The sequence below is a fragment of the Luteimonas sp. Soil_C_5 genome (assembly GCF_057656615.1).
In genome coordinates this window covers 409,329-432,270 of sequence record NZ_JBDGKA010000002.1, presented here as the reverse complement: position 1 = coordinate 432,270, position 22,942 = coordinate 409,329, and the positions used below count along the sequence as shown (strand labels likewise).

Annotated in this window: 25 protein-coding genes and 1 pseudogene; 9 read left to right on the top strand and 17 right to left on the bottom strand. The window is 69.3% G+C overall.

All coding sequences use genetic code 11. The features are described 5' to 3' along the window. Positions 1-60 precede the first annotated feature (60 nt). From AC3A5K_RS06495 to AC3A5K_RS06470, 6 genes are read left to right on the top strand one after another with little or no spacing between them, the layout of a single operon-like run. Entirely contained in the window at positions 61-441 is a 381-nt protein-coding gene (locus AC3A5K_RS06495; RefSeq protein WP_487616682.1) for a diacylglycerol kinase, read from the top strand. 55 nt (positions 442-496) lie between these two features. After that, positions 497-1,276 carry a TerC family protein gene (locus AC3A5K_RS06490; RefSeq protein ID WP_487615948.1) on the top strand — a complete coding sequence of 260 codons (780 nt, stop codon included), beginning with the start codon at positions 497-499 and terminating at the stop codon, positions 1,274-1,276. A 4-nt stretch (positions 1,277-1,280) separates the two neighbouring features. Continuing rightward, complete coding sequence (gene lgt, locus AC3A5K_RS06485) at positions 1,281-2,180, top strand: prolipoprotein diacylglyceryl transferase (RefSeq protein WP_487616681.1); 900 nt, start codon at positions 1,281-1,283, stop codon at positions 2,178-2,180. Positions 2,181-2,218: 38 nt separating this feature from the next. Then, a complete protein-coding gene (locus AC3A5K_RS06480; RefSeq protein ID WP_487616680.1) occupies positions 2,219-3,013 on the top strand; it encodes a thymidylate synthase in 795 nt (264 codons plus the stop codon). Beyond that, positions 3,010-3,564, top strand: a complete 555-nt coding sequence (locus AC3A5K_RS06475) for a YqhG/Tai3 family protein (RefSeq protein WP_487616679.1) — start codon at positions 3,010-3,012, stop codon at positions 3,562-3,564. Before AC3A5K_RS06480 ends, AC3A5K_RS06475 begins: the two co-directional genes overlap by 4 nt. Then, the gene (locus AC3A5K_RS06470) at positions 3,561-4,064 is read left to right on the top strand and encodes a dihydrofolate reductase (RefSeq protein ID WP_487616678.1); all 504 of its coding nucleotides are present in this window, start codon (positions 3,561-3,563) and stop codon (positions 4,062-4,064) included. The genes AC3A5K_RS06475 and AC3A5K_RS06470 overlap by 4 nt, the downstream gene beginning before the upstream one ends. Positions 4,065-4,127: 63 nt before the next feature. Here the strand turns inward: AC3A5K_RS06470 and AC3A5K_RS06465 are convergent. The 10 genes and pseudogenes from AC3A5K_RS06465 to AC3A5K_RS06420 all read right to left on the bottom strand — a co-directional run. Continuing rightward, a pseudogene (locus AC3A5K_RS06465) lies at positions 4,128-4,955 on the bottom strand (symmetrical bis(5'-nucleosyl)-tetraphosphatase); the annotation flags it as partial. Between the two features lie 3 nt (positions 4,956-4,958). Continuing rightward, positions 4,959-5,342, bottom strand: coding sequence for a Co2+/Mg2+ efflux protein ApaG (gene apaG / locus AC3A5K_RS06460; protein WP_487616677.1), 384 nt, complete (start codon positions 5,340-5,342; stop codon positions 4,959-4,961). A 38-nt stretch (positions 5,343-5,380) separates the two neighbouring features. Further along, on the bottom strand, positions 5,381-6,202 hold the full coding sequence (gene rsmA / locus AC3A5K_RS06455; protein WP_487616676.1) for a 16S rRNA (adenine(1518)-N(6)/adenine(1519)-N(6))-dimethyltransferase RsmA: 822 nt from the start codon (positions 6,200-6,202) through the stop codon (positions 5,381-5,383). 25 nt (positions 6,203-6,227) lie between these two features. After that, positions 6,228-6,575, bottom strand: a complete 348-nt coding sequence (locus AC3A5K_RS06450; RefSeq protein WP_487616675.1) for a tRNA-binding protein — start codon at positions 6,573-6,575, stop codon at positions 6,228-6,230. After that, on the bottom strand, positions 6,572-7,552 hold the full coding sequence (pdxA, locus tag AC3A5K_RS06445) for a 4-hydroxythreonine-4-phosphate dehydrogenase PdxA (RefSeq protein WP_487616674.1): 981 nt from the start codon (positions 7,550-7,552) through the stop codon (positions 6,572-6,574). The genes AC3A5K_RS06450 and pdxA overlap by 4 nt, the downstream gene beginning before the upstream one ends. Positions 7,553-7,763: 211 nt before the next feature. Next, positions 7,764-9,083: a peptidylprolyl isomerase gene (locus AC3A5K_RS06440; protein ID WP_487616673.1), complete on the bottom strand. Its 1,320-nt coding sequence runs from the start codon at positions 9,081-9,083 to the stop codon at positions 7,764-7,766. Beyond that, positions 9,080-11,548: an LPS assembly protein LptD gene (gene lptD, locus AC3A5K_RS06435; protein WP_487616672.1), complete on the bottom strand. Its 2,469-nt coding sequence runs from the start codon at positions 11,546-11,548 to the stop codon at positions 9,080-9,082. Before lptD ends, AC3A5K_RS06440 begins: the two co-directional genes overlap by 4 nt. Before the next feature lie 233 nt (positions 11,549-11,781). Beyond that, a complete protein-coding gene (locus tag AC3A5K_RS06430; protein WP_487617066.1) occupies positions 11,782-12,693 on the bottom strand; it encodes a histone deacetylase family protein in 912 nt (303 codons plus the stop codon). A 42-nt stretch (positions 12,694-12,735) separates the two neighbouring features. Further along, positions 12,736-13,287, bottom strand: coding sequence for a cob(I)yrinic acid a,c-diamide adenosyltransferase (locus tag AC3A5K_RS06425; protein WP_487616671.1), 552 nt, complete (start codon positions 13,285-13,287; stop codon positions 12,736-12,738). A gap of 13 nt (positions 13,288-13,300) precedes the next feature. Beyond that, a complete protein-coding gene (locus AC3A5K_RS06420; RefSeq protein ID WP_487616670.1) occupies positions 13,301-13,888 on the bottom strand; it encodes a hypothetical protein in 588 nt (195 codons plus the stop codon). 86 nt (positions 13,889-13,974) lie between these two features. On the opposite strand from AC3A5K_RS06420, the gene ubiH reads away from it, so the two are divergent. Genes ubiH through AC3A5K_RS06405 form a run of 3 tightly spaced genes read left to right on the top strand, consistent with a single transcriptional unit; the run spans position 13,975 to position 16,666 of the window. Then, the gene (gene ubiH / locus AC3A5K_RS06415; RefSeq protein ID WP_487616669.1) at positions 13,975-15,183 is read left to right on the top strand and encodes a 2-octaprenyl-6-methoxyphenyl hydroxylase; all 1,209 of its coding nucleotides are present in this window, start codon (positions 13,975-13,977) and stop codon (positions 15,181-15,183) included. After that, positions 15,180-16,358 carry an FAD-dependent oxidoreductase gene (locus tag AC3A5K_RS06410; RefSeq protein ID WP_487616668.1) on the top strand — a complete coding sequence of 393 codons (1,179 nt, stop codon included), beginning with the start codon at positions 15,180-15,182 and terminating at the stop codon, positions 16,356-16,358. The genes ubiH and AC3A5K_RS06410 overlap by 4 nt, the downstream gene beginning before the upstream one ends. Beyond that, entirely contained in the window at positions 16,355-16,666 is a 312-nt protein-coding gene (locus AC3A5K_RS06405; protein ID WP_487616667.1) for a hypothetical protein, read from the top strand. Before AC3A5K_RS06410 ends, AC3A5K_RS06405 begins: the two co-directional genes overlap by 4 nt. 8 nt (positions 16,667-16,674) lie before the next feature. Here the strand turns inward: AC3A5K_RS06405 and AC3A5K_RS06400 are convergent, their stop codons facing one another. The 7 genes from AC3A5K_RS06400 to AC3A5K_RS06370 all read right to left on the bottom strand — a co-directional run bounded on the left by AC3A5K_RS06400 (position 16,675) and on the right by AC3A5K_RS06370 (position 22,901). Then, positions 16,675-17,610, bottom strand: a complete 936-nt coding sequence (locus tag AC3A5K_RS06400; protein ID WP_487616666.1) for a DUF808 domain-containing protein — start codon at positions 17,608-17,610, stop codon at positions 16,675-16,677. Positions 17,611-17,862: 252 nt separating this feature from the next. Next, positions 17,863-18,204 (bottom strand): hypothetical protein, encoded by a 342-nt coding sequence (locus AC3A5K_RS06395; RefSeq protein ID WP_487616665.1) that lies wholly within the window; start codon positions 18,202-18,204, stop codon positions 17,863-17,865. A 22-nt stretch (positions 18,205-18,226) separates the two neighbouring features. Next, positions 18,227-19,276 carry a 23S rRNA (cytidine(2498)-2'-O)-methyltransferase RlmM gene (gene rlmM / locus AC3A5K_RS06390; RefSeq protein WP_487617065.1) on the bottom strand — a complete coding sequence of 350 codons (1,050 nt, stop codon included), beginning with the start codon at positions 19,274-19,276 and terminating at the stop codon, positions 18,227-18,229. A gap of 76 nt (positions 19,277-19,352) precedes the next feature. Beyond that, on the bottom strand, positions 19,353-19,913 hold the full coding sequence (locus tag AC3A5K_RS06385) for a nucleoside deaminase (RefSeq protein WP_487616664.1): 561 nt from the start codon (positions 19,911-19,913) through the stop codon (positions 19,353-19,355). A gap of 27 nt (positions 19,914-19,940) precedes the next feature. After that, positions 19,941-20,330 (bottom strand): hypothetical protein, encoded by a 390-nt coding sequence (locus AC3A5K_RS06380; protein ID WP_487616663.1) that lies wholly within the window; start codon positions 20,328-20,330, stop codon positions 19,941-19,943. 10 nt (positions 20,331-20,340) lie between these two features. Beyond that, complete coding sequence (locus tag AC3A5K_RS06375; protein WP_487616662.1) at positions 20,341-20,994, bottom strand: hypothetical protein; 654 nt, start codon at positions 20,992-20,994, stop codon at positions 20,341-20,343. 134 nt (positions 20,995-21,128) lie between these two features. Next, positions 21,129-22,901: a glutamine--tRNA ligase/YqeY domain fusion protein gene (locus tag AC3A5K_RS06370; protein ID WP_487616661.1), complete on the bottom strand. Its 1,773-nt coding sequence runs from the start codon at positions 22,899-22,901 to the stop codon at positions 21,129-21,131. Between the last annotated feature and the right edge of the window lie 41 nt (positions 22,902-22,942).

Genomic DNA, 22,942 nt, shown 5'->3' with positions numbered 1-22,942 from the left:
CATCGTGGGGCGGGCGCTCTGCTGCCGCACCCGCGTCGCGGTCGGCGGGTGGGTTGAACGATGGCGGACGAGACGGGCCATTGGCCGCGCGGACCGGCGCGCCTGCTGAAGGCGACGGTGTGGTCGTGGCAGGGCCTGTGCGCCGCATGGCGGCACGAATCCTCGTTCCGGGCGGAGGTCTGCCTGCTCGCCGTCCTGGCGCCGCTGGCGCTGTGGCTGGGTAACAGCGGGGTCGAGCGCGCGCTGCTGCTCGGCAGTTGTCTGCTGGTGCTGGCCGTGGAACTGCTGAACTCGGCGATCGAAGCCGTGATCGAGCGCTACGGCCCTGAATTCCACGAACTCGCGGGTCGGGCCAAGGACATGGGCTCGGCCGCGGTGTTCGTCACGATGCTCAACGTACTGGTGGTGTGGGTCCTGATCCTGCTGCCGCGCTGGTTGTGAGCGCGGCGGCGGCCGGGCGCCGCGCCGATCGAATCTCAATGAGGATGTGTCACCGATGATGGAATTGATTACCGACCCGCAGGTCTGGATCCTGCTGATCACGCTCAGTGCGATCGAGATCGTGCTCGGCATCGACAACCTGGTCTTCATCTCGATCGCGGTGGCCAAGCTGCCGGTCGAACAGCGCGAGTTCGCGCGCAAGTTCGGTATCGCGGTGGCGTGCATCACGCGCATCGGCCTGCTGCTGATGCTGGCCTGGCTGGCCGGCCTGACCGAGCCGCTGTTCGAACTCTTCGGCCGCGGCGTGTCGGTCCGCGACCTGGTGCTGATCCTCGGCGGCCTGTTCCTGATCGTGAAGGGCGCGATGGAAATCCGCGAGCAGCTCAAGGGCGAAGACGGCGAGGCACACGGCACGGTCGGCAAGGCGACCGCCTCGTTCGGCGCGGTGATCGCGCAGATCGCGGTCATCGACATCGTGTTCTCGCTGGACTCGGTGATCGCCGCCGTCGGCATGGCCGGCGACTACGTGCCGGTGATGGTCTGCGCGATCCTGCTGGCGGTCGCGGTGATGCTGCTGGCGGCGCAGCCGCTGGGCAAGTTCATCGACGCGAACCCGACGGTGAAGATGCTGGCGCTGACCTTCATCGTGCTGATCGGCATGTATCTGCTGCTTGATGGCTTCGGTGTGCACATCCCGAAGGGTTACATCTACGGTTCGATGGGCTTCTCGGCTGCGGTCGAGATGCTGAACCTGTGGGCCAAGCGCAACGCGATGCGCGTGCGCGGCGAAGCCACCCCGCCGGTGGACGAGCCGACCCACCCGCTGCCGCGCTGATCCGATGACGATCCTCCACCAGATCGATCCGATCGCGGTCCACCTGCCACAGGTGGGCCCGTTCCAGCCCTCGGTCCACTGGTACGGCCTGATGTACCTGCTGGCCTTCGGTGTGGCGTGGCTGCTCGGCCGCAGCCGCATCCGTGCCGGGCGCCTGCCCGGCGTCAATGTCGAGCAGTTCGGCGACCTGCTGTTCTACGGCATCGTGGGCGTGATCCTGGGCGGCCGGATCGGCTACGTCCTGTTCTATGCCTTCGGTGATCTGCTGCAGGATCCGCTGATGCTGGTCCGAGTGTGGGACGGCGGCATGAGCTTCCACGGCGGCCTGCTCGGCGTGCTGGTGGCGGCCTGGTGGTGGACGCGTCGGCAGGGCCTGCACTTCTTCGACGTCATGGATTTCGTCGCGCCGTGGGTGCCGCCGGGCCTGGGCTTCGGCCGCATCGGCAACTACATCGGCGCCGAGCTGTGGGGCAAGTACACGCAGGCCGGCTGGGGCGTGGTGTTTCCGACCGATCCCGCGTTCCGCGGCTGGTCGGCCGAGCGTCTGCAGAGCGAGTTCGCGACCGGCGCGCTGTACCAGTTCGCCCGCCATCCGTCGCAGCTCTACCAGGCATTTCTCGAAGGCCTGGTGATGTTCGTCGTGCTGTGGTGGTTCTCGCGCAAGCCGCGGCCACGCTATGCGGTATCGGGCCTGTTCGCGCTGCTGTACGGCGTGTTCCGCTTCATTGTCGAGTTCGTCCGCGTGCCCGATGCCGAGCTCGGCTATCTGGCGTTCGGCTGGCTGACGATGGGGCAGGTGCTGTCGCTGCCGCTGATCGCGCTGGGCCTGTTCCTGCTGTGGCGTTCGCGCAGCGCGCCGACCCTGCAGCCGGTGCCGCCCGCGGCCACCGTCGACACGCAATAAGCGATGCACGCATCGCCCCGATTGATCCGGAGATCGCGATGAAGCAGTACCTCGATCTGCTGCAGCACGTCCTCGAGCACGGCGCCGAGAAGTCCGACCGCACCGGCACCGGCACGCGCAGCGTGTTCGGCTGGCAGATGCGCTACGACCTCAATGCCGGTTTCCCGCTGGTGACGACGAAGAAGCTGCACCTGCGCTCGATCATCCACGAGCTGCTGTGGTTCCTGCAGGGCGACACCAACGTCGCCTACCTGCGCGACAACAAGGTCAGCATCTGGGACGAATGGGCCGACGCCGACGGCGAACTGGGCCCGGTCTACGGCAAGCAGTGGCGGCGCTGGACGACGGCCGACGGCCGCACGATCGACCAGATGCAATGGCTGGTCGACGAGATCCGCCGCAATCCCGATTCACGTCGGCTGGTGATCAGTGCCTGGAACGTCGGCGAGCTGTCGGAGATGGCGCTGATGCCCTGTCACGCGCTGTTCCAGTTCTACGTCGTCGACGGCAAGCTGAGCTGCCAGCTCTACCAGCGCAGCGGCGACATTTTCCTGGGCGTGCCGTTCAACATCGCCAGCTACGCGCTGCTGACCCACATGGTCGCGCAGGTGACCGGCCTGGGCGTCGGCGATTTCGTGCACACGCTGGGCGACGCGCATCTGTATTCGAACCACTACGACCAGGCACGCGAGCAGCTGACCCGCACGCCGCGCGCGCTGCCCACGCTGCGGCTCAATCCGGACGTCACCGATCTGTTCGGGTTCCGCTTCGAGGACATCGCGATCGAGGGCTACGATCCCGCGGCGGCGATCAAGGCGCCGATCGCGGTATGAGCGGCGTGCGCGCCGTGCTCGTCCTCGGCGCGGCGCTGGTCGCCGCGGGCTGCCAGCAGATGCCGGCGCGCGATGCCGATGTGGCGGTGTCATCCGCGGCGTGCGCCGGTGCATCGCCGGTAGAGGCCGCGGAGACGTTCTATCGCCAGGTCGTGAGCCTCAATCCCCGCGGCCTGCCATCGATCGAGGAGATGCGCACGCTCGGCCCGTTGCTGTCGTCCGGCATGCAGGCCTCGATCGCGCGTGCGCGCGTCCGCCAGCAGGCCGAGATCGCGGCGTTCCCGGACGACAAGCCGTCCTTCATCGAGGGCAGCCTGTTCACCAGCCTGTTCGAAGGACCGACCGCCGTGCTGTCGGCACAGGCCGATCCCGCCGCGCCCACGCGCGTGGGCGTTGAGATGACCTACGCGGGGCAGGGGAACGCGCGCTGGCGCGACCATGCGCTGATGCGTTGCGAGAGCGCGCAGTGGCGTGTCGACGACATCGCATTCGGCGGCGACTGGGACTTCGCGTCGACCGGCCACCTGCGCGCGGCGCTGGACGCCGAATGAGCGCGCCGGCGCTGGTCCTCATCGCCGCGCTGGACCGCAACCGTGCGATCGGTCGCGGCAACACGCTGCCCTGGCGGCTGCCGGACGACCTGAAACGGTTCAAGACGCTGACGCTCGGCAGGCCGGTGCTGATGGGCCGCAAGACCGCCGAGTCGCTGGGGCGCGCCCTGCCGGGCCGACGCAATCTGGTACTGACGCGTCAGGGCATTGTTCCGTTCGAGGGCATGGAGGCCGTGGATTCGATCGCCGCGGCGGAAGCGATCGCGCGCGCGGACGGCGCCGACGAACTCTGCGTCATCGGCGGCGGCGAGATCTATGCATTGACGCTGCCGCGCGCAGCGCGCCTGCACCTGACCCATGTCGACACCGTGGTCGACGACGCGGATGCGTTCTTCCCCGCGTTCGATACCGATCGCTGGCGCGCGGTGGCTCGTGAGTCGCACCCGGCCGACGCACGCCACGCGAGCGCATTCGAATTCGTGGACTACGTGCCCGCCTGATCGGACAGCCGCTGCGCCCGCGGCCGGATGACGTCGAGGTCCGGCAGCGCGGCGCGATCAGCGCGGCGGCTGCACGTCCCGTCCGGGCACCTGCACGATGCGCAGCGTGTCGGCATCGAGCTGCAGTGCGGTGAGCTTGCCGCCCCAGACCGCGCCGGTATCGATCGCATGCACGCCGTGGCCGATGAACAGGCCCAGCGTCGACCAGTGGCCGCAAACGATCTTCAGGTCGCGCTCGGCGCGTCCCGGGACTTCGTACCAGGGATAGAGCCCCGGCTGCTGTGTGCCCGGCTGGCCCTTTTCCTCGAATGCGATGCGGCCCTTCGGGGCGCAGTAACGCATGCGGGTGAAGATGTTGATGATCGCGCGATCCCGATCCGGGCCCGCCAGGTTCGGCGACCACGCCGGCCGGTCGCCGTACATGTTCCGGAGCAGCTTGCGGTAGCCGCCGTTGCGCAGCTTGCGTTCGATCTCGCTGGCATGACGTTCGGCCAGTTCCGTCGTCCATCGTGGCGCCAGGCCGGCATGCAGCATCATCCAGCCGAGATCCCGGTCCACGTGCAGCAGCGGGCAGGCGCGCAGCCAGTCGAGCAGCACATCGCGATCGTGCGCGAACAGCACGCCCTGCAGGTCGGCGTTGACCTTGCGCTGGTCCTCCTCACGACGCTCGGCGATTGCCAGCAGCGAGAGGTCGTGGTTGCCCAGCACGCTGACGACGTTGTCGCGCAGCGAATGCACCAGACGCAGCGTCTCCACCGATTCGCCGCCGCGATTGACCAGGTCGCCGCAGAACCACAGGCGGTCCTGCGCCGGATCGAAGCCGATCGCATCGAGCAGACGCCGGGTCGGGTCGTAGCAGCCCTGCAGGTCGCCGATTGCCCAGACAGCCATGCGTCAGTGCAACGTCCGCGGGACCGACAGCGTGAACGGCGGGATTGGCGCATCGAAATGCGCACCGTCGTCGCCGATCATGTCGTAGCTGCCTTCCATCGTGCCGACGGAGGTGGTCAGCACGGCGCCGGAGGTATAGGTGAAATCCTCGCCGGGTTCCAGGCGCGGCTGTTCGCCCACGACGCCATCGCCGCGGACTTCCTCCACACGCCCGTTGGCATCGGTGATGATCCAGTGGCGCGCCACCAGCTGCGCCGGCAGGCGTCCCACGTTGCGGATGCGGATCGTATAGGCGAACACGAACCGGTCGGCGTCGGGCTTGGATTCCTCGTCGAGGAAGCGCGTCGCGATCTGGATTTCGAGGGTGTAGTCGGCGGTCTCGTTCATTGCGCGTCCAGTGTAGCCGGACGGCATGAATGCATCGACTATGCGTCGGGCGTGATGTTCGCCAGACGCACGAAATCGGCGACCGCCAGCTGCTCGGCGCGGGTCTGCGGATCGATGCCGACGGACGCGATCGCCTCCGCGTCCATCACCGTGCCCAGCGCATTGCGCAGCGTCTTGCGGCGCTGGCCGAACGCGGCGCGCACGATGTGCGCGAAGCGCGCGTGGTCTTCGATCCGGATGCTGTCGGCCGGTCGCGGCTTCAGGCGCACGACGGCCGAATCCACCTTGGGCGCGGGCCGGAATGCGCCGGGGCCGACGGTGAACAGCGCGGTGACGTCGCAGTAGGCCTGCAGCATCACGCTGAGCCGTCCATAGACCTTGCTGCCGGGGCCGGCCGCCATGCGCTCGACGACTTCCTTCTGCAGCATGAAGTGCATGTCGACGATGGCCGGCGCGTGCGCCAGCGCGTGGAACAGGATCGGCGAGGACAGGTTGTAGGGCAGATTGCCGACCAGCCGGATCGGCGTGCCGTCCGCGAGCGCCGTGAAGTCGACGTCGAGCACGTTGGCGTGGATCAGCGTGAGCGCGCCGTGCGCGGCGGCCTGCAGCGTCAGCGGCTCGAGCAGGTCGCGGTCGAACTCGATCGCGGTCAGGGCGCCGTGGCGGTCGAGCAGGGGGAACGTCATCGCGCCCTGTCCGGGGCCGATCTCGACGATCCGCTCGCCCGGCTTCGGCGAGACGGCCAGGACGATGCGATCGACGACGCCGCGCTCGTGCAGGAAGTTCTGGCCGAGCGATTTCTTCGGCGGTTCGGTGAACGCGTCGGGACGGGGGTCGGGGCGGGCGGAGAATCGGCTCATGGGCAGGTGTCGTTCGGAAGTCGGATCACAACAGCCGGGTTCCCGGCGCGATATCGCCATCGGGCACGCACAGGCGCACGGCGCCGTCGGCATCGTGGAATCCGGTGATCAGGCATTCGGACATCAGCGGTCCGATCTGCTTGGGCGGGAAATTGACCACGCCGACTACCAGCCGCCCGATCAGGGCGTCGGGCGTGTAGTGGGCAGTGATCTGCGCACTGGACTTGCGCACCCCGAGATCGGGGCCGAAATCCACGTGCAGCACGTAGGCGGGACGACGCGCGGCCGGAAAGGGCTCGGCCGCGACGACGCGGCCGACCCGCAGGTCGACCTGCAGGAAGTCGTCCCAGCCGATGGTCGGCGATGCGCTCACCGGGCCCGCCCGCGATGGCGCGCGAGCACGGCGCACTGGTCGATCGCGGCGAACAGGCTGGACGGGTCGGCGCGTCCGGTGCCGGCCAGCTCGAGCGCCGTGCCGTGGTCGACCGCGACGCGCGGGTAGGGCAGGCCGAGGGTCAGGTTGACCGCCGATTCGAAACCGCTGTACTTGAGGACCGGCAGGCCCTGGTCGTGATACATCGCCAGCACCGCGTCGACCCCGGCCAGGCGCGCGGGCAGGAAGGCGGTATCGGCTGGCAACGGACCTTCGAGCCGGAATCCTTTGCCGCGCAGGCGATCGAGCAGCGGCGTGATGGTCTCCTGTTCCTCGTGGCCCAGATGGCCGTCCTCGCCTGCGTGCGGGTTCAGGCCGAGCACTGCGATGCGCGGCGTGTCGAGGCCGAAGTCACGCTGCAGCGCAGTCGCCAGGATGCGCAGCACGCGTTCCAGCAGACCGGCGGTGATCGCGTCCGGCACCGCGCGCAGCGGCAGGTGGGTCGTCGCCAGCGCCACGCGCAGAGTGGGGTTGGCGAGCATCATGACGACGTCGCATCCGGCGTCGTCGGCCAGCAACTCGGTCGTGCCGGTGTAGGGCACGCCCCCGGCGTTGATCGCGGCCTTGTGCACCGGGCCGGTGACCATGCCGTCGAACGTGCCGTCACGGCAGCCTGTGGCGGCCAGCAGCAGGCCGTCGATCACGCTGCGGGCATTGGCGGGTTCGGGGCTGCCGAACGCCACCCGGGCGGGATGGGGGGCATCGATCAGGCGCAAAGTGCCGGCCGGGATCGCGTCGGCATGCGGATCGGCGAAGGCGAGCGGCAGGTCGAGCGCGGCAGCTGCGCGTTGCAGGGTGTCGCGATCCGCGATCGCCACCAGGTCCGCGTCGGTCGGGTGCCAGGCGGCGCGGACACATAGTTCCGGGCCGATTCCGGCCGGTTCGCCGGGCACCAGTGCAAGGCGCGGGCGGCTCAACGCGTGCCCGCCAGCAGGGACTGCATGGGACGGAAATCAGGGGGTGTCATCGGAATCGGCAATCGCAGCAGTGGCGAACCGGCCGATCCGGTCCGGGCGTCCGACAACGCGGTCTGCCCGGACAGGCGCGGCAGCGGCCGCGCGGTGGAACAGGGGCCGTCGATCTGGATGCCCCTGCGCGTGCGGCCCGGCGTGTGGCGGGCCGCGGAGATCATCCGCCGCTGCCCACGACCTCCGGGTCGGGATTCGGGCCGATGCGGACGCTGACGTAGGCTTCGCCGCGCAGCTCGCGCACGTAACGGTCCCATTCGTCTTCCAGCTTGCGCTGGCCGATGGCTTCGCGGGCCTGGGCGCGCTGGTTGTTGTCGTTGCCGGCGGACTGGCGGGTCGCCAGGCGCTGGACGACGTGCCAGCCGGCCTGGGTGCGGAACGGCGGCGACACGGCACCGTCGGCGAGTGCAGCCACCTGGGCGCCGAAGTCGGGACCGAATTCGTCCTGGGTGAACCAGCCGAGATCGCCACCGGTGCCCTTGGTGCTGGTGTCTTCGGAGCTCTCCTGGGCGATCTCCGCAAAATCGGCGCCGCCCTGGATCCGGGCACGCAGCGCGTCGGCGCGTGCACGCGCAGCGCTGTCGTCGCCGGCCGCGGCGCGGATCAGGATGTGGCGGGCCTGGAATTCGGTCACCGAACCCGTACCGGCCTGGGCGGCATCGCGCACCTCGACCAGCTGCAGCAGCTGGAAGCCGCTCGGACCCCGGATCGGGCCGATCACTTGGCCGGGCTGCAGCGAGGTCACCGCGGTCGCGAAGGCGGCCGGGATCTCGTCGCTGCGGCGCCAGCCCAGATCGCCGCCCTCAAGCGCGTTGGGGCTGTCGGAATAACGCACGGCAGCCGCCGAGAATTCCATTTCGTTGCGGTCCAGCAGGCCCTTGATGCCGTCGACCTTCTGCTGACCGACCTGGATCTGCTCCGGCGTCGCGCCTTCCGGCAGCGCCACCAAGATATGCGACAGGCGGTACTGCGCGCCCGAGGCCTGCGCCGACAGTGCGGCGTCGACTTCGGCATCGCTGACCGAGATGCGCGTCTGCGCGAAGCGCTGGCGCATGCGCTGCACCATCAGTTCGTCACGCAGCGAGGCGCGGAAGTCGTCGAACGACATGCCGTCGCCGGCCAGCTGCTGGCGCAGCTGGTCCATCGTGAAGTTGTTCTGCTGCGCGATCGCGGCGATCGCCTGGTCCACTTCCTCGTCGCTGATGCGCACGCCGGTCTGCTGCGCACGCGCGGTCTGCAGACGCAGGGTGATCAGGCGCTCGAGCACCTGACGCTCGAGGATCTGCTGCGGCGGCAGCTGGTCCTGGCGCGTCGCGTACTGGCCGCGGATATTGGCGACGGCGCGCTCGAGTTCGCTGGCGAGGATCACGTCCTCGTCGACAACGGCGGCAATACGGTCGAGGGGCTGCAGGTCCTGTGCCTGCGCGGTGGCGGCGAACAGCACGGCAGCCGCCGCAAGAGAACGGATCAGTGTCTTCATTGGCTCAGGCCGGGAGTGAAGGTTTCTTCGTCGTCGCTGTTGCGCAGCTCGGACGGCGGCACGAGATAGAGGTCATCGCGGTAATAACCGAGAATAGCACGGCGCAAACGGTCGGCCGTGTCGGGGCCGGCCGAGCCCAGACCCTTCAGTTCAAGTTCGAACATGATCGCGTTGTTCAGCTCTCCCTGGCGATTGCGCAGGTAACGGCGCGCGACGACGCGGGCCGCGAGACAGCAGCTGTCCCACTGCACACCGGCCACCGCTTCGAGCAGGCGAGCCTCGGTGAACGAGTAGTAGTAGCGGCCGACGAGGCTCCAGGCGGGGCTGATCGGGTACAGGAACGACAGGTCGGCCTGTTCGATCAGATCGGCGCGGCGACGGTAAGCGAAGTTGACGATGCCTTCGTCACCGATCAGATAGCGCGTGCGCAGCGACATCAGGTCTTCGCGGCGGAACTTGGGATCCCACTGGTAGCCGGCGCTGACCGTCCAGCGGTCATTGATCGCATACGTGGCGTCGGTGACCCAGGCCGAGCGGCCCTGCTCGACCTGCGCCTCACCGGGAATGGTGACCCGGGAGTCCGACAGGTAGACGATCTGTCCGAGACTGGCGGAGAGCTTCTCCATGCCATCGGATTCGCGGATCAGGCGCGTGCTCACCGCCATCGTGACCTGGTTCGCGTCGGCCTGGCGGTCGGCGCCCGAGTAGCGGTTGTCGCGGAACAGCTGACCCCAGCCGAAGGTCAGCGGGCTGGTGTCGAACAGCGGCAGCGCGGACTGGTCGCGGTACGGCGAGTTCAGATAGAACAGCCGCGGCTCGAGCGTGTGCAGGTATTCCTCGCCGCGCCAGCTGGTGTTGCGGTCGAAGAACAGGCCGGCGTCGATCGAGCCGATCGGCTGGCTGCGGCTCGGCGACCTGTTGCTATAGAGCGCCAGCGTATCGGCCGGCACAGGCACGTTGCCCGGGATGCCGAGTTCAGCACGCGCGCGCTGTTCGGCGATCTGGTCGGTCAGCGCGCGATCCAGTGAATAACTGGTGTGGCGCCAGGCGAGGGTCGGGCGCACGAACCACGCCGCGCCTTCGAACGGCATCGAGATATAGGGTTTGAGATCCAAACGGCTGCCGCCGGGTCGCGCGGCGTCATCGACGTGCGCGAAGCGGGTCGCGGTGGTGTCGACGCCCGCGTTGATCCAGTCGCCGTACGGGCGCTGCCAGGTGAAGGACGCATGCGGCAGACGGTTGTAGGGCAGGATCGACTCGGGCAGCGTGTAATCGGTCAGCAACTGGTAGTCGCCGAGCACGCTCGCATTCCAGTAACCGCGATCGCCCGAGGTGCCCTGGCCGAAGACGCCGATCTGGCTCAGGGCGTTGACCGTCGAAATGCCGTCGACATTGTTGCTGGAGTCCTCGAGGTAGCGCGGGTCGCTCATCCAGGTCAGGTTGGTGCGGCCCTGCCAGGTCGGATTGATGTCCAGCGATCCGCCGAAGTTGAGGAACGCGCGGTCGGCCTTGCGCCGGTTCTCGACGATCGGTACCTGTTCCTCTTCGAGCTCGCGCTCGCGGGTGGTCAGCTTGTCGGACGGCAGATAGGCCACGTCCAGCTCGCCGCGCGCCCGGTCGGTCATGAAGCGGAACTCGGTGCCCAGCTGCACGCCGCGCCGGCTCATGAAGCGCGGCTCGAGCGTCATGTCGTAGTTCGGCGCGAGGTTCAGGTAGATCGGCTGGGTGTAGTCGAAGCCGTTGCGGCCGGACTGCGAGATGCGCGGAAACAGCAGGCCCGACAGGCGGCGTTCGTCGATCGGGAAGCGGAACCACGGCACGTACAGCACCGGCACCCGACCCACGCGCAGGGTCGCGCGTCGCGCGGTGCCCATGCCCATCTCGGTGTCGATGTCGATCTGGCCGGCCTTCAGCTCCCACCATCGGTCGCTGGGCGTGCAGGTCGAATAGGTCGAACCGATCAGGGCGCCGACCGTGCCGTCCATGCGGATGTGGTCGGCGCCGCCGTTGCCGCGGCGCGCGGTCAGCTGGTAGCGCACGCGCTCCATGCGGTAGGACTCGGCGATCGTGTCGCCTTCCAGGCGATCGGCGATCACGCGCATGCCGGCGTCCTGGTAGCGGACGTTGCCGTCGGCCACGAAGGTGCCGTCGTCCTGCGAGAACTGCAGGTCGTCGGTGCCGAGGAACTGGTCGCCGCGGCGCAGGGTCACGTCGCCGGTGACGTTGCCGGTGAAGTCGCTGTCGATGCCGGTCAGGCCTTCGAACTGGTCGCCGTCGATATCGGTCGGCTGGTTCTCGCGGTCCTCGACCGAGCCGATTGGCGCCTGGGCATCGGCGAAAGACGGCACGGCGTCCTCGATCGGACACAGCGCCCAGTAGTTGGGGCGCAGCATGTCGTCCGCGTGTGCGGTCAACGAGACGGCGATGCAGAACGGAAGGGGGAGCAGGCGTAGGGCAGGGCGCACGGTCGATCCGTTCAGCCAAAAACGTGCGCCAGCATGCCGTATCCCATGGGTAGCGGCAATGCGCCGACAGCGCCCGGCAGCGCCGCGATGCGCCGCGCTTCGTGCCGGTCCGCACCGGGGTGGGCGGCAAGCTGAATGGTGGGTCGCAGGGGCGCGGACTGGCGCATGTGCGAATGGGGCCGGCGGGCGCGTTTGCGCTGCCGCTCGCCCCAGGACGCGCGATCCGGGCTGCGTCAGTCGCTCAGCGCACGCAGGTGCGCGACGCTGCTCGTGCGCAGGGCGTCCAGGTCGTAGCCGCCTTCGAGCATCGAGACCAGCCGGCCCTCGGCATGACGGTCGGCCAGCTTGACCAGTTCGCCGGTCAGCCAGCCGAAGTCGTCGGCCTCGAGTTCGAGCTGGGCCAGCGGATCGCGCCGGTGCGCGTCGAAGCCGGCCGACACCAGGACCAGCTGCGGTGCGAAGGCATCGATCTCCGGCAACAGGCGCTCGCGCCACGCGTCGCGAAAGCGATCACTGCCGGTGCCGGCCGGCAACGGCAGGTTGACGATGTTGCCGACGCCGCGCTCGTCGCGATGGCCGGTGTCGGGATACAGCGGCAACTGGTGCGAGCTGACGTACTGCACCCGCGGCTCGGCATCGAAGATCGCCTGGGTGCCGTTGCCGTGGTGGACGTCGAAATCGACGATCGAGATCCGGGTCAGGCCGTAGCGGTCCAGCGCGTGCGCGGCTGCGACCGCGATGCTGTTGAACAGGCAGAACCCCATCGCGATGTCCGCCGTGGCGTGGTGGCCCGGCGGGCGCACGGCGCAGAAGGCCCGCTTCGGTCCGCCGCCGAACACCAGATCGACTGCGGCCACGCCTGCGCCGGCCGCGTGCAGGGCGGCGGTCGCCGAGCCGGGCGACAGGACGGTGTCGGCATCCAGCGGGATCCGCCCGGTCGGTTGCGATTCGAGCACCGTGCGCAGCAGGGATTCGTCGTGCACGCGCAGCAGCTGACCGCGCGTGGCGGCGGGCGCCTGGCGCAGGTCGAGATCGGGAAACGCGGCGCGCAACGCGTCGATGACCGCCGCCAGCCGCTCGGGGCATTCGGCGTGACCGGGGCCGGTGTCGTGGTCCAGCCCGCTGGCATGCGAGAACACCGGCACCTGCCGGGTGTCACCGCCAAAGCCGACCGGATGATGCATCGCTCAGCGCCGACGCTCGTGGCGCCACAGCACTTCGCCGTGCCCATCGGCGCGGGCCAGCACGCGGGCCAGCACGAACAGCAGATCGGACAGGCGGTTGAGATAACGCACGGCCTGGGGCCGCACCGCCTCGACGCGCGACAGCGCCACCGCTTCGCGCTCCGCGCGGCGCACGACGGTACGCGCGATGTGGCAGCGCGCCGCGGCCTCGCCGCCGCCGGGCAGGATGAAATCCTTCAGCGGCGGCAGGGCATCGTTGTAGTGGTCGAGGCGCGCTTCGAGCGCATCGATATCGGCATCCTCGATCGCCGCGTGGCCGGGAATGCACAGCTCGCCGCCGAGATCGAACAGCTGGTGTTGCACGGTCGTCAGCAGATCGCGGATGTCATCCGGCACGGCCGTGGCCAGCAGCAGGCCGATCGTCGAGTTAGCCTCGTCGACCGTGCCGTAGGCGGCCACGCGCAGCGAATCCTTGCCGACCCGGGCGCCGTCGCCCAGCCCGGTCGAGCCGTCGTCGCCGGTGCGGGTGTAGATCTTCGAAAGGCGGTTGCCCATCGCGTAGCCGGGGTCAGTCGGCGTGCAGCGCGCGGGCGGGCGCCGGCTGCGGCAGCACGCGGGTCAGCAGCACATGCAGCATCGCGGCGGCGCCGACGTACAGCGCGGCGACGCGACCGTAGGGCAGCAGCCAGTCGGTGTAATTCTTCCACCAGCCGGCCAGGGTGGGCTCGGCAACGCTGCTGCTGATCCAGTAGAAGCTGCCCTGCGCGATCAGATGGCACACCACCACCGACACGACCAGGCTGGCGGCCAGCTTCAGCACGCCGGCCAGCGCCGGTCCGGCCACATGCCGCTTCAGCCACAGGCCGCCGGCCCACATCGCGAAGTACGCCGGCACCAGGCACCAGTAGGCGGGCGAGACGCAGTAGTGGGTCCAGAACGAGAGGCCCTGGCTGGTGATCACGAACCAGTCCACCGCGACGGCCAGCGCCATCAGTGCCGGGAACGCCCAGCGCGTGCCGCCGGCGAGGTAGAAGCCGCCGATGAAGAACACCACCCAGGACGCGTCAGGCACCGCGCCGAAATGGTGCAGGCGGGTGGCGGCCATCAGCGCGGCCAGCACTGCGAAGATCGTGGCGCGACGGGCGACGGGATTCATGGCGGCTCCGGGACGTGCGGAAATGTGCAAGGCCGCCATTCTAGCGGAGCGCCCGGCGGCGTGCGCCCAGCGCTTATCATCGCGCCATGGAGCATGCACACCAGGTCCTGATCGTCGGCGGCGGCCTCGTCGGCGCCAGTCTCGCCATCGCGCTCGACCGCGCCGGCATCGACACCGCGCTGGTCGAGGCGACCGCCGAAGGCGCGATGCCGGCGGTGTTCGACGAGCGCAACCTCAGTTTCGCCGAGGCGACCGTCAACGCCCTGACCGCGCTGGGCGTGCTGCAGGCCTTGCAGGCGCCGTCCGGGCCGATCCGGCAGATCCACATCAGCCGCGCCGGCGACTTCGGCCGGGTGCGGCTGGATGCGCGCGATTACGGTCGCAGCCAGTTCGGCCAGGTCGTCGTGGCCCGGGATTTCGGCCAGGCCCTCGAGGCGCGGCTGGGCGCGACCACGCATGTCACCCGCTACCGGCCGGCCCGCGTGACCGGCGTGGCGCCCGCGGCCGGTGGGCAGCGGCGTGTCCGCATCGCGACTGCCGATGGCGAGCGCGAACTCGGCGCCGCGCTGGTCGTGGCGGCCGACGGCACGGATTCGTTCGTGCGTACGGCGCTCGATATCAATGCGGCGGTCCATGCCTATGGTCAGGACCTGTTCGTCGCGCGTCTGCAGACCGCCCGTCCGCCCGATGGCATCGCCTACGAGCGCCTGACCGACAACGGCCCGACGGCGCTGCTGCCCCGCGGCGATCGTCATTACGGCCTGGTCCACGGCGTGGCGGGCGCAGCGGCGGACGCCGTTGCCGGTCTCGATGACGCCGCGTTCCTCGCGCGCGTGCAGTCGGCCTTCGGCTGGCGCGCCGGGCGGTTCGTCGCGGTCGGTCCGCGCAGCCGCTATGCGCTGCGCCGCGTGGTCGCCGCGCAGACGACGGCGGATCGCGCGGTGCTGGTCGGCAACGCCGCGCAGACCCTGCATCCGATCGGCGCGCAGGGCTTCAATCTGGGCCTGCGCGATGCGCTGACGCTGGCCGAACTGGTCGCGGCCGGTGCCGATCCGGGCGCGTCGACATTGCTGGACACCTACGCCGCGCGCAGGCGCGAAGACCGCAGCCGCACGCTCGCGTTTTCCGATGGGCTGGCGCGGCTGACCTCGAACCCTTCGGTCCTGATGCGCCCTCTGCGCAGCCTCGGCCTGCTGGCGATCGATCGCGATGCTGCGCTGCAGGCGATGCTGGCCGGCGGTGCGATGGGCTATCGCGGCGACGTGCCCGCACTGTGCCGCGGAGGTGCGGCATGAGCCGTCGCGGCCCGCGTGACGTGGTGATCGTCGGCGGTGGCGTGGTCGGTGCGGCCTGCGCGTTGGCGCTGGCCGCGCAGGATCTGGATGTGGTGCTGGTCGAGGCCCGCGTGCCGGTCGCGTGGTCGGCGGCGAATCCCGATCTGCGCGTCTACGCCTTCGCGCCTGACAGCGCCGGCCTGCTGCGTTCGGTCGGCGCCTGGGACGACATTCGCGCCACGCGCGCGCACGCCTATCGGCGCATGCAGGTCTGGGATGCGGGCGGCGGCAGTGAACTGGTCTTCGACGCCGACCAGCTCGGCATGCGCGAGCTCGGCTGGATCGTCGAGCACGGCCTGCTGGTCGACCGGCTGTGGGCACGGTTGGCCGCGGCCGGCGTCGACGTGCGTGCACCGGCACAGGTCGAAGCGCTGGAGCAGCACGCCGACGGCGTGACCCTGCGCCTCGACGCGGGCAGCCGGATCGAAGCACGCCTGGCGATCGCCGCCGACGGCGCCGCGTCGACGCTGCGCACGCTCGCCGGCATCGGCACCCGCGCGCACGATTACGCGCAGGCCGGCGTGGTCGGCTATGTCGAGAGCACCGGGCCGCATTGCGATACCGCGTGGCAGCGTTTCCTGCCGACCGGTCCGCTGGCCCTGCTGCCGGTCGCGCAGGGCCGCAGTTCCATCGTCTGGACGCTGCCTGCCGATGAAGCGACGCGCGTGCGCGAACTCGACGACGCGGCGTTCGCGGATGCCGTGACGCGTGCGTCCGGTGGCCGGCTCGGCACGCTGACGCCGGTCTCGCCGCGCGCCGCGTTTCCGTTGCGGCGCCAGCTGGCCGATGCGCAGCTGCAGGGGCGTGTGCTGGTGATCGGCGATGCGGCGCATGTCGTGCATCCGCTGGCCGGGCAGGGCGTGAACCTCGGCCTGCGCGATGTGATCGGTCTCGTCGACAGCGTGGCCGAGGCGCGTCGTCGCGGCGCGCGCTGGGATGCGCCGCAACGGCTGGCGCGCTGGGCGCGCACGCGACGCAGCGAAAGCGCGGTCGCCGCGCATGCCTTCGAATCGATCAACCGCGCCTACTCGAACGAGTCGCTGCTGCCGGTGCTGCTGCGCAGCCATGCGCTCGGCATCGCGCAGGCCTTGCCGCCGCTGCGCAATCTGTTGTGGAAGCGGGCCGCCGGACTTTGAGTCCGCTGTCCCGCGTGCTGCAGACGGCCGCCGTTGTGCTGATGGCCGGCGCTGCATCGCCGGCATTTGCGATGACCCGGTGCCCGGTCGAACCGGTCAAACCGGCCTGGTTCGTCGCGCTCGGTGTCGGCGTACTCGCACTTGCCCTATGCATCGGACTCGCCGCCCCGCTGCTCACCTGGCGGCGCACCCGTGCATTGCGACCGGGCAGGCGCGCGCTGTGGCTGCTCGGCGCCTGCGTGGTGATGCTGGGGGTGTGGCTCGCGGGCCTGCTGGTCTGGCTCGGCGCCTTCGTCCTGCCCTGCTGAGCGCGCCGTCAGTGCGCGAGCGCAGGCTTGCCGCGCATGCGCCGGATCAGCGCAATGATGCCCACCACGATGCCGCCGGCGACGATGCCGACCACCGCGTTGATCACCGTCGGCAGCATCGCGCCGAGCACCATGCCGACTTCGGGCAGCGCGCCCAGCCCGGTCGCCGCATCGTCGATCCAGGTCTGCACGTCGTGCACGCCGTGGGTCAGGATGCCGCCGCCGACGAGGAACATCGCCGCGGTGCCGACAATCGCCAGCGTCTTCATCAACCACGGTGCGACGCGCAGGATGCCGCGGCCGATCGCCTGCGCCGCGCTGGACGCGCGCTTGCTCAGATACAGGCCGGCGTCGTCGAGTTTCACGATGCCCGCGACGAGGCCGTAGACGCCGACCGTCATCAACGCCGAGATGCCGACCAGCACGCCGACCTGGGTCGCGAATGCGGCGCCGGCGACGGTGCCGAGGGTGATCGCGATGATCTCGGCCGACAGGATCAGATCGGTACGCACGGCGCCGCGGATCTTGTCGCGTTCGAACGCCACCGGATCGACGTCCGCGCCGGCGAGCGCCGCGGTGCGGCCCGGCTTGGCGGCCTCGTCCTCGGCCTTGTGCAGCACTTTGTGCAGCACCTTCTCGAACCCTTCGTAGCAGAGAAACAGGCCGCCGGCCATCAGCAGCGGCGTGACCAGCCACGGCAGCCATGCGCTGATGGCGAGCGCGGCCGGCACGAGAATCAGCTTGTTGCGCGCCGAGCCTTTCGCGACCGCCCAGACCACCGGCAGTTCGCGATCGGCCTGCACGCCGGTGACCTGCTGCGCATTGAGGGCGAGGTCGTCGCCGAGTACGCCGGCGGATTTGCGCGCGGCCACCTTGGTCATCAGGGCCACGTCGTCGAGTACGGTGGCGATATCGTCGAGCAGGGTGAGCAGGCTGGACGCCATGCGGGCGGATCCGGAGGGGGAGGGCGCGCGCAGTATGCAGCCCGGATGTGGCGACTGCGTCAGGGCCGATCCGACGCCCTGCTGCGCTTGCGAGCCGGCACTCTGTGGTGCCCGGAAGACGCCGCAGAATACGGTTCCTGGCAGCGCTTGCCGCTGGCCCGATGGTGAGACTCCGGATGGCGGCCACACTGGTCACATGCCGCGCGTACGCTGCTTCATCCGGCGGCGCGCGCGTCGAACCTCGAACCGTTTCTAGCGCGCGAGCGCCCAGGCCGCCAGGCCGAAGGCCAGCACCGCGACGGTGGTCGCGACCACCGCCAGCACCTGCGCCCGGAGCAGGCGTTTCTCGACACGCGCCGCGCCTAGCTGCAGCACTTCGATGGTCTTCTGCATGTCCGCGGCGAGCTTGCCGATCGAGTCGGCGTTCTGGCTCGCCGCGTCCTGCAGCTCGGTGATCTGCGCATCGAGTACGTCGTTGCGGCGCTGCTGCCCGAGATCAACCAGAGGCGGCGGTGTGCGGGTGAAGATCGGCCGCGCCAGCCGGACGATCTCCGGCAGGTACGGGGCGACGACGGTGATCCAGCCTGCTGCCATGACGCGCGCTCCGGTGTTCGAATCAGTCGACGCTGGCGTAGACCGTGATCTCTTCGCGGTCGTGATAGAGCTGGCGCGCGCGGATCACCAGGTTCTCGTGCTCGCCGGCGTTGTTGGCGAACAGGTCCAGCGCCAGCAGCGTTTCCTGCCAGCGCTTCTTCATCGGCAGCTTGAGGTTGAACACCGCGTTGCGGCACCAGCCTTCGCGGAACCAGGTCGCCATGCGCTCGGCGACCTTGCGCGGCTGCTCGACCATGTCGCAGACCATCCAGTCGACGGCGCCGACGGGCTGGTAGCGGAAGCCGTCGACGCGGTGGTGGTCGACCAGGCCGGTGTCCATCAGATCGGCCTGCATCGGTCCGTTGTCGACCGCGACCACGCGCATGTGTTCGCGCGTGAGCACCCAGGTCCAGCCGCCGGGCGCGGCGCCCAGGTCCACCGCACGCATGCCGGGTTTGATGCGTGCATTGCGCTCGCGTTCGGTCAGCAGCGCCATGAACGCTTCCTCGAGCTTCAGCGCCGAACGCGACGGCGCATCGGCGTGCGTGCGCAGGCGCGGAATGCCCATCGCCCACGGCGCACTGTCGCCCACCACGGACTGCGCGATGTAGGCGTGCGTGCCCGAGACGAAGAACACGTGCAGGCGCGGGAAGCGCGTCTCGTCTTTCTGGCTCAGGAAGCCGCGCTTGCGCAGCGCCGGACGCAGCGCATTGCCGAAGCTGCGGGCGAGTCCGGCGAGCTGCTTGCCCTCGTCGGATTCGGGATGCTCGACCATCAGTTCGCCGTGGCGGCCACGGCCGGCCAGCACGTCGAAGATCGGCGTGATGCGGTCGGTCGGGTCGAGATCGCGCAGTTCGGCCAGCAGCATCAGCTTCTGGCGCGCGAAGATCAGTTCGCGGAACGGCAGTTCGCTGGTCAGCGACGGGCCGTTGTCGGAATGGAACAGCACGTAGCCGTCGCCACGCTTGGTCTGCGCATAGCCCGCGACGTGCACGCCGGCCGCGCGCTCGGTGAGCTCGGCGGCGAGATCGGGTTCGAAGCCCGGGCGGCAGTAGCAGAGCAGGCCGCTGATCGCCTGCAGGGGCGAGGTCGCGTCGTCGGCCGGTTCGGCAACGGCTTCGGCGTGATCGGTGTCGATGTCGCTCATGTCAGTACTTCGCCCCGTCGGTTTCGCCGTAGGTACGCAGCACCGCGCGCGCATCGTCGCGCAGCAGATCGCGCACGACTTCGATGCCGCGCTGGTTCAGCGCGCCGATCCAGTCTTCGGGCAACGGACCTTCGTCGAACGGCGTCAGCGTCTCGACGTCCTCCGAGCGCGCGCCGATCAGCAGCCGGTCGATGCCGGCCCAGACCGTCGCGCCGTAGCACATGCAGCAGGGCTGCGACGACGTCGCCAGCGTGACCGGACCGCCGCGCTCGTTGAGGCGGGGCGTCTGCAGGCGCTGCTGCGCGAGCATGTAGGCCATCGTTTCCGCATGCGCGACCGAACAGGTATGCGGCATCACCCGGTTCACGCCGACGGCGATGATGCGGTCGTCGCTGCCGAACACGGCCGCGCCGAACGGGCCACCGCTCTGCGCCTCGATGTTCATCCGCGACAGATCGATCGCGAGCGCGACCTTGGCGTCATCGCCGACGTAGCTGCGCGACACGTCGACGTGTTCGTGCACCCACGCGGGCAGGGTCAGGTGGACCTGGGCATACAGCATTGGAATTTCCGGAAAAGAAGCGGGGGATCAGCGCAGCAGGCTGCCCGGCGCGGGCGCCTCGCAGCGCGAGTTGACGCAGGCGCAGGACTGGATCTCGACGAAACCGCAGACCCCGGCGATGCCGCGGCGTGCGCAGTCGGCCTGCACCGCCTGCGGATCGACCTGCGCAGCCGCGTTGACGCAGGCCGGCTGGTAGCCGCAGCAGCTGCCCACGTTCTTGACCGCGCAGTCGCTGTCGACGCGGCAGCTGGTGTCGAGATCCGGCACGCCCGACGGTGCGACGGGTCGATCGATGACCGGCGCATTCGGCGGCGGCGCGGCCTCGGCGACCGGCGGCGCAGGCGCCGCGCACGCCACCAGTGCCAGCAACAGCAGGGCAGGCAACAGGCGGAACGACAGGGCGCGCAGGCGGATCATGGCGGGGATGTTACCGCTCCAGCGCGTCCAGCGTGTCGAGCGCCCGCTGGAACCGGACATGGTCGGGCGCGTCGGCGTCGGGGTGCTGCGACAGGTAGGTCCGCAGCGCGAGCCGGTATTCGGCGATGAAGGCCGGATTGGTCGGGCTGGCGTCGTACTGGCGCTGTGCGCGCATCACGGCCTGCACGTCTTCGCGGCGTTGCAGGTCGCGGCCGTGTTCGGACGCATCGGTCAGGATCACCAGGTTGCGCGCGAACCCCGGCACGTACTTCACCTCGAAGCGCTGGCCCAGCGGTGGAATCTCGATCGCGTTGCGCAGCGGATACAGCGTTGCCGTGGTGGTGGAGAATCCGAAGGTTACGTCGCGCCCGTCTTCGGTGCGCAGCACGCCTTCGTACTCCCAGATGTACTGCTCGTTGAGCTTGGAGCTGGTCTGGCGCGCGTCGATCAGCACCGCGGTGCCGCGTGTACCGGCCGCATTGAGAAACGCGGCATTGACGAACTGCATGCAGAACAGCGCCAGCATCCACGCGACGAAGGTGGCGATGCCCCAGGCCGCGTTGCGGCGCCAGATCGACATGCCGATGCCGAACACCAGATACACCGGAATCATCCAGAACGGATGCTGGTTCAGCAGGTACAGCAGCATCGAGATCAACGTCATCGGCAGCGTGTCCTGTCCGTTGGTGCGGGACTGCGTCGTGCAATCGCACGGATCAGGCGCTGCGATCCGCAGCGCGTCGGTGCAGGTTGTCGATCAGCCCGCGCCTGGGCGCGGGCACTTTTTTGCATGCGGGCTCAGCCGCCGGCCTTGTCCGCCGCCCAGGTATCGCGCAGCGTCACGCTGCGGTTGAACACCGGCCTGGCGGCCGTGTGGTCGACCCGGTCTGCGACGAAATAGCCCAGACGCTCGAACTGGAACGACTGCTCGGGCGCGGCGGTCGCGGCGGCCGGTTCGACGTAGCCGGTCACGCTGCGCTTGGACTCGGGATTCAGATGGTCGCGGTAGGTCTTGCCGGTCGACTCGTCGTCGGGCTTTTCGACGACGAACAGCCGGTCGTAGAGGCGGACTTCGGTCTCGACCGCATGCGCGGCGCTGACCCAGTGGATCGTGCCCTTGATCTTGCGGTTCGCGCCGTCCATGCCGGGACGCGATTCGGGATCGAGCGTGCCGCGCAGTTCGACGATCGCGCCGCTGTCGTCCTTGATCACCTCGTCGCAGCGCACGATGCCGGCGCCGCGCAGGCGCACTTCGCCGCCCGGGATCAGCCGCTTCCAGCCCTTGGGCGGCACTTCGGCGAAATCGTCGTGCTCGATCCACAGCTGGCGCGAGAACGGCACCTCGCGCACGCCCTGCGCCTCGTCCTTGGGATGGTTCGGGAAGCTCAGGGTTTCGGCGTGCCCGTCGGGCAGGTTGGTCAGCACCAGCTTCAGCGGGTTGACTACCGCCATGCGGCGCGGCGCGCGGGCGTCGAGATCGTCGCGCAGCGCGCCTTCGAGCACCGAGAAATCGATGACCGAATTCTGCTTGCTGATGCCGACGCGGTCGACCAGCAGGCGCAGGCTCGCCGGCGTGTAACCGCGGCGGCGCAGGCCCTGCAGCGTGTACATGCGCGGATCGTCCCAGCCGTCGACCAGGCTTTCGCCGACCAGCTGGGTCAGTTTGCGCTTGCTCATCACCGTGTAATTGATGTTGAGGCGCGAGAACTCGATCTGGCGCGGCTTGGCGGCGACGACCGGCAGCCCGCGTTCGCTCAGCGACGCCAGCAGATCCGGATTGCCGGCCAGATCGACGCGGTCCACCACCCAGTCGTACAGCGGGCGGTGGTCCTCGAATTCCAGCGTGCACAGCGAATGGGTGATGCCTTCGATCGAATCGCCCAGCGCGTGGGCGAAGTCGTACATCGGGTAGATCAGCCAGGCGTCACCGGTGTTCTGGTGGGTGACCTGCTTGATCCGGTACAGCGCCGGGTCGCGCAGGTTCATGTTGCCGCTGCTCATGTCGATCTTCGCGCGCAGCGTGCGCGTACCGTCGGCGAACTCGCCCGCGCGCATGCGCCGGAACAGGTCGAGATTCTCGTCGACGCCGCGGTCGCGGAACGGCGAGTTGCGGCCCGGCTCGATCAGGGTGCCGCGGTATTCGCGCACCTGCTCGGCGGTGAGGTCGCAGACGAAGGCATCGCCCTGCGCGATCAGCTTCTCGGCGGCGCGGTAATAGACGTCGAAATAGTCCGAGGCGTGGCGCAGCTCGGCCCACTCGAAGCCCAGCCAGCGCACGTCGTCCTCGATCGCGCGGACGAACTCCAGGTCTTCCTTTTCGGGGTTGGTGTCGTCGAAGCGCAGGTTGCAGCGGCCATCGAATTCGGCGGCGATGCCGAAATCCAGACAGATTGCCTTCGCGTGGCCGATATGGAGGTAGCCGTTGGGTTCCGGCGGGAATCGCGTGCGGACGGCGGCGTGCTTACCGCCGGCCAGGTCCTCCCGGACGATCTGCCGGATGAAGTCCTGGCGCACCGGGGCGGCGGAGTCGGACGGCGGAGCGGCGGATTCGGTGGGGCCTGCGGAGGACATGAATGAAGGACTCGTGTAGATCGGATGCGGAATCGCGCAGT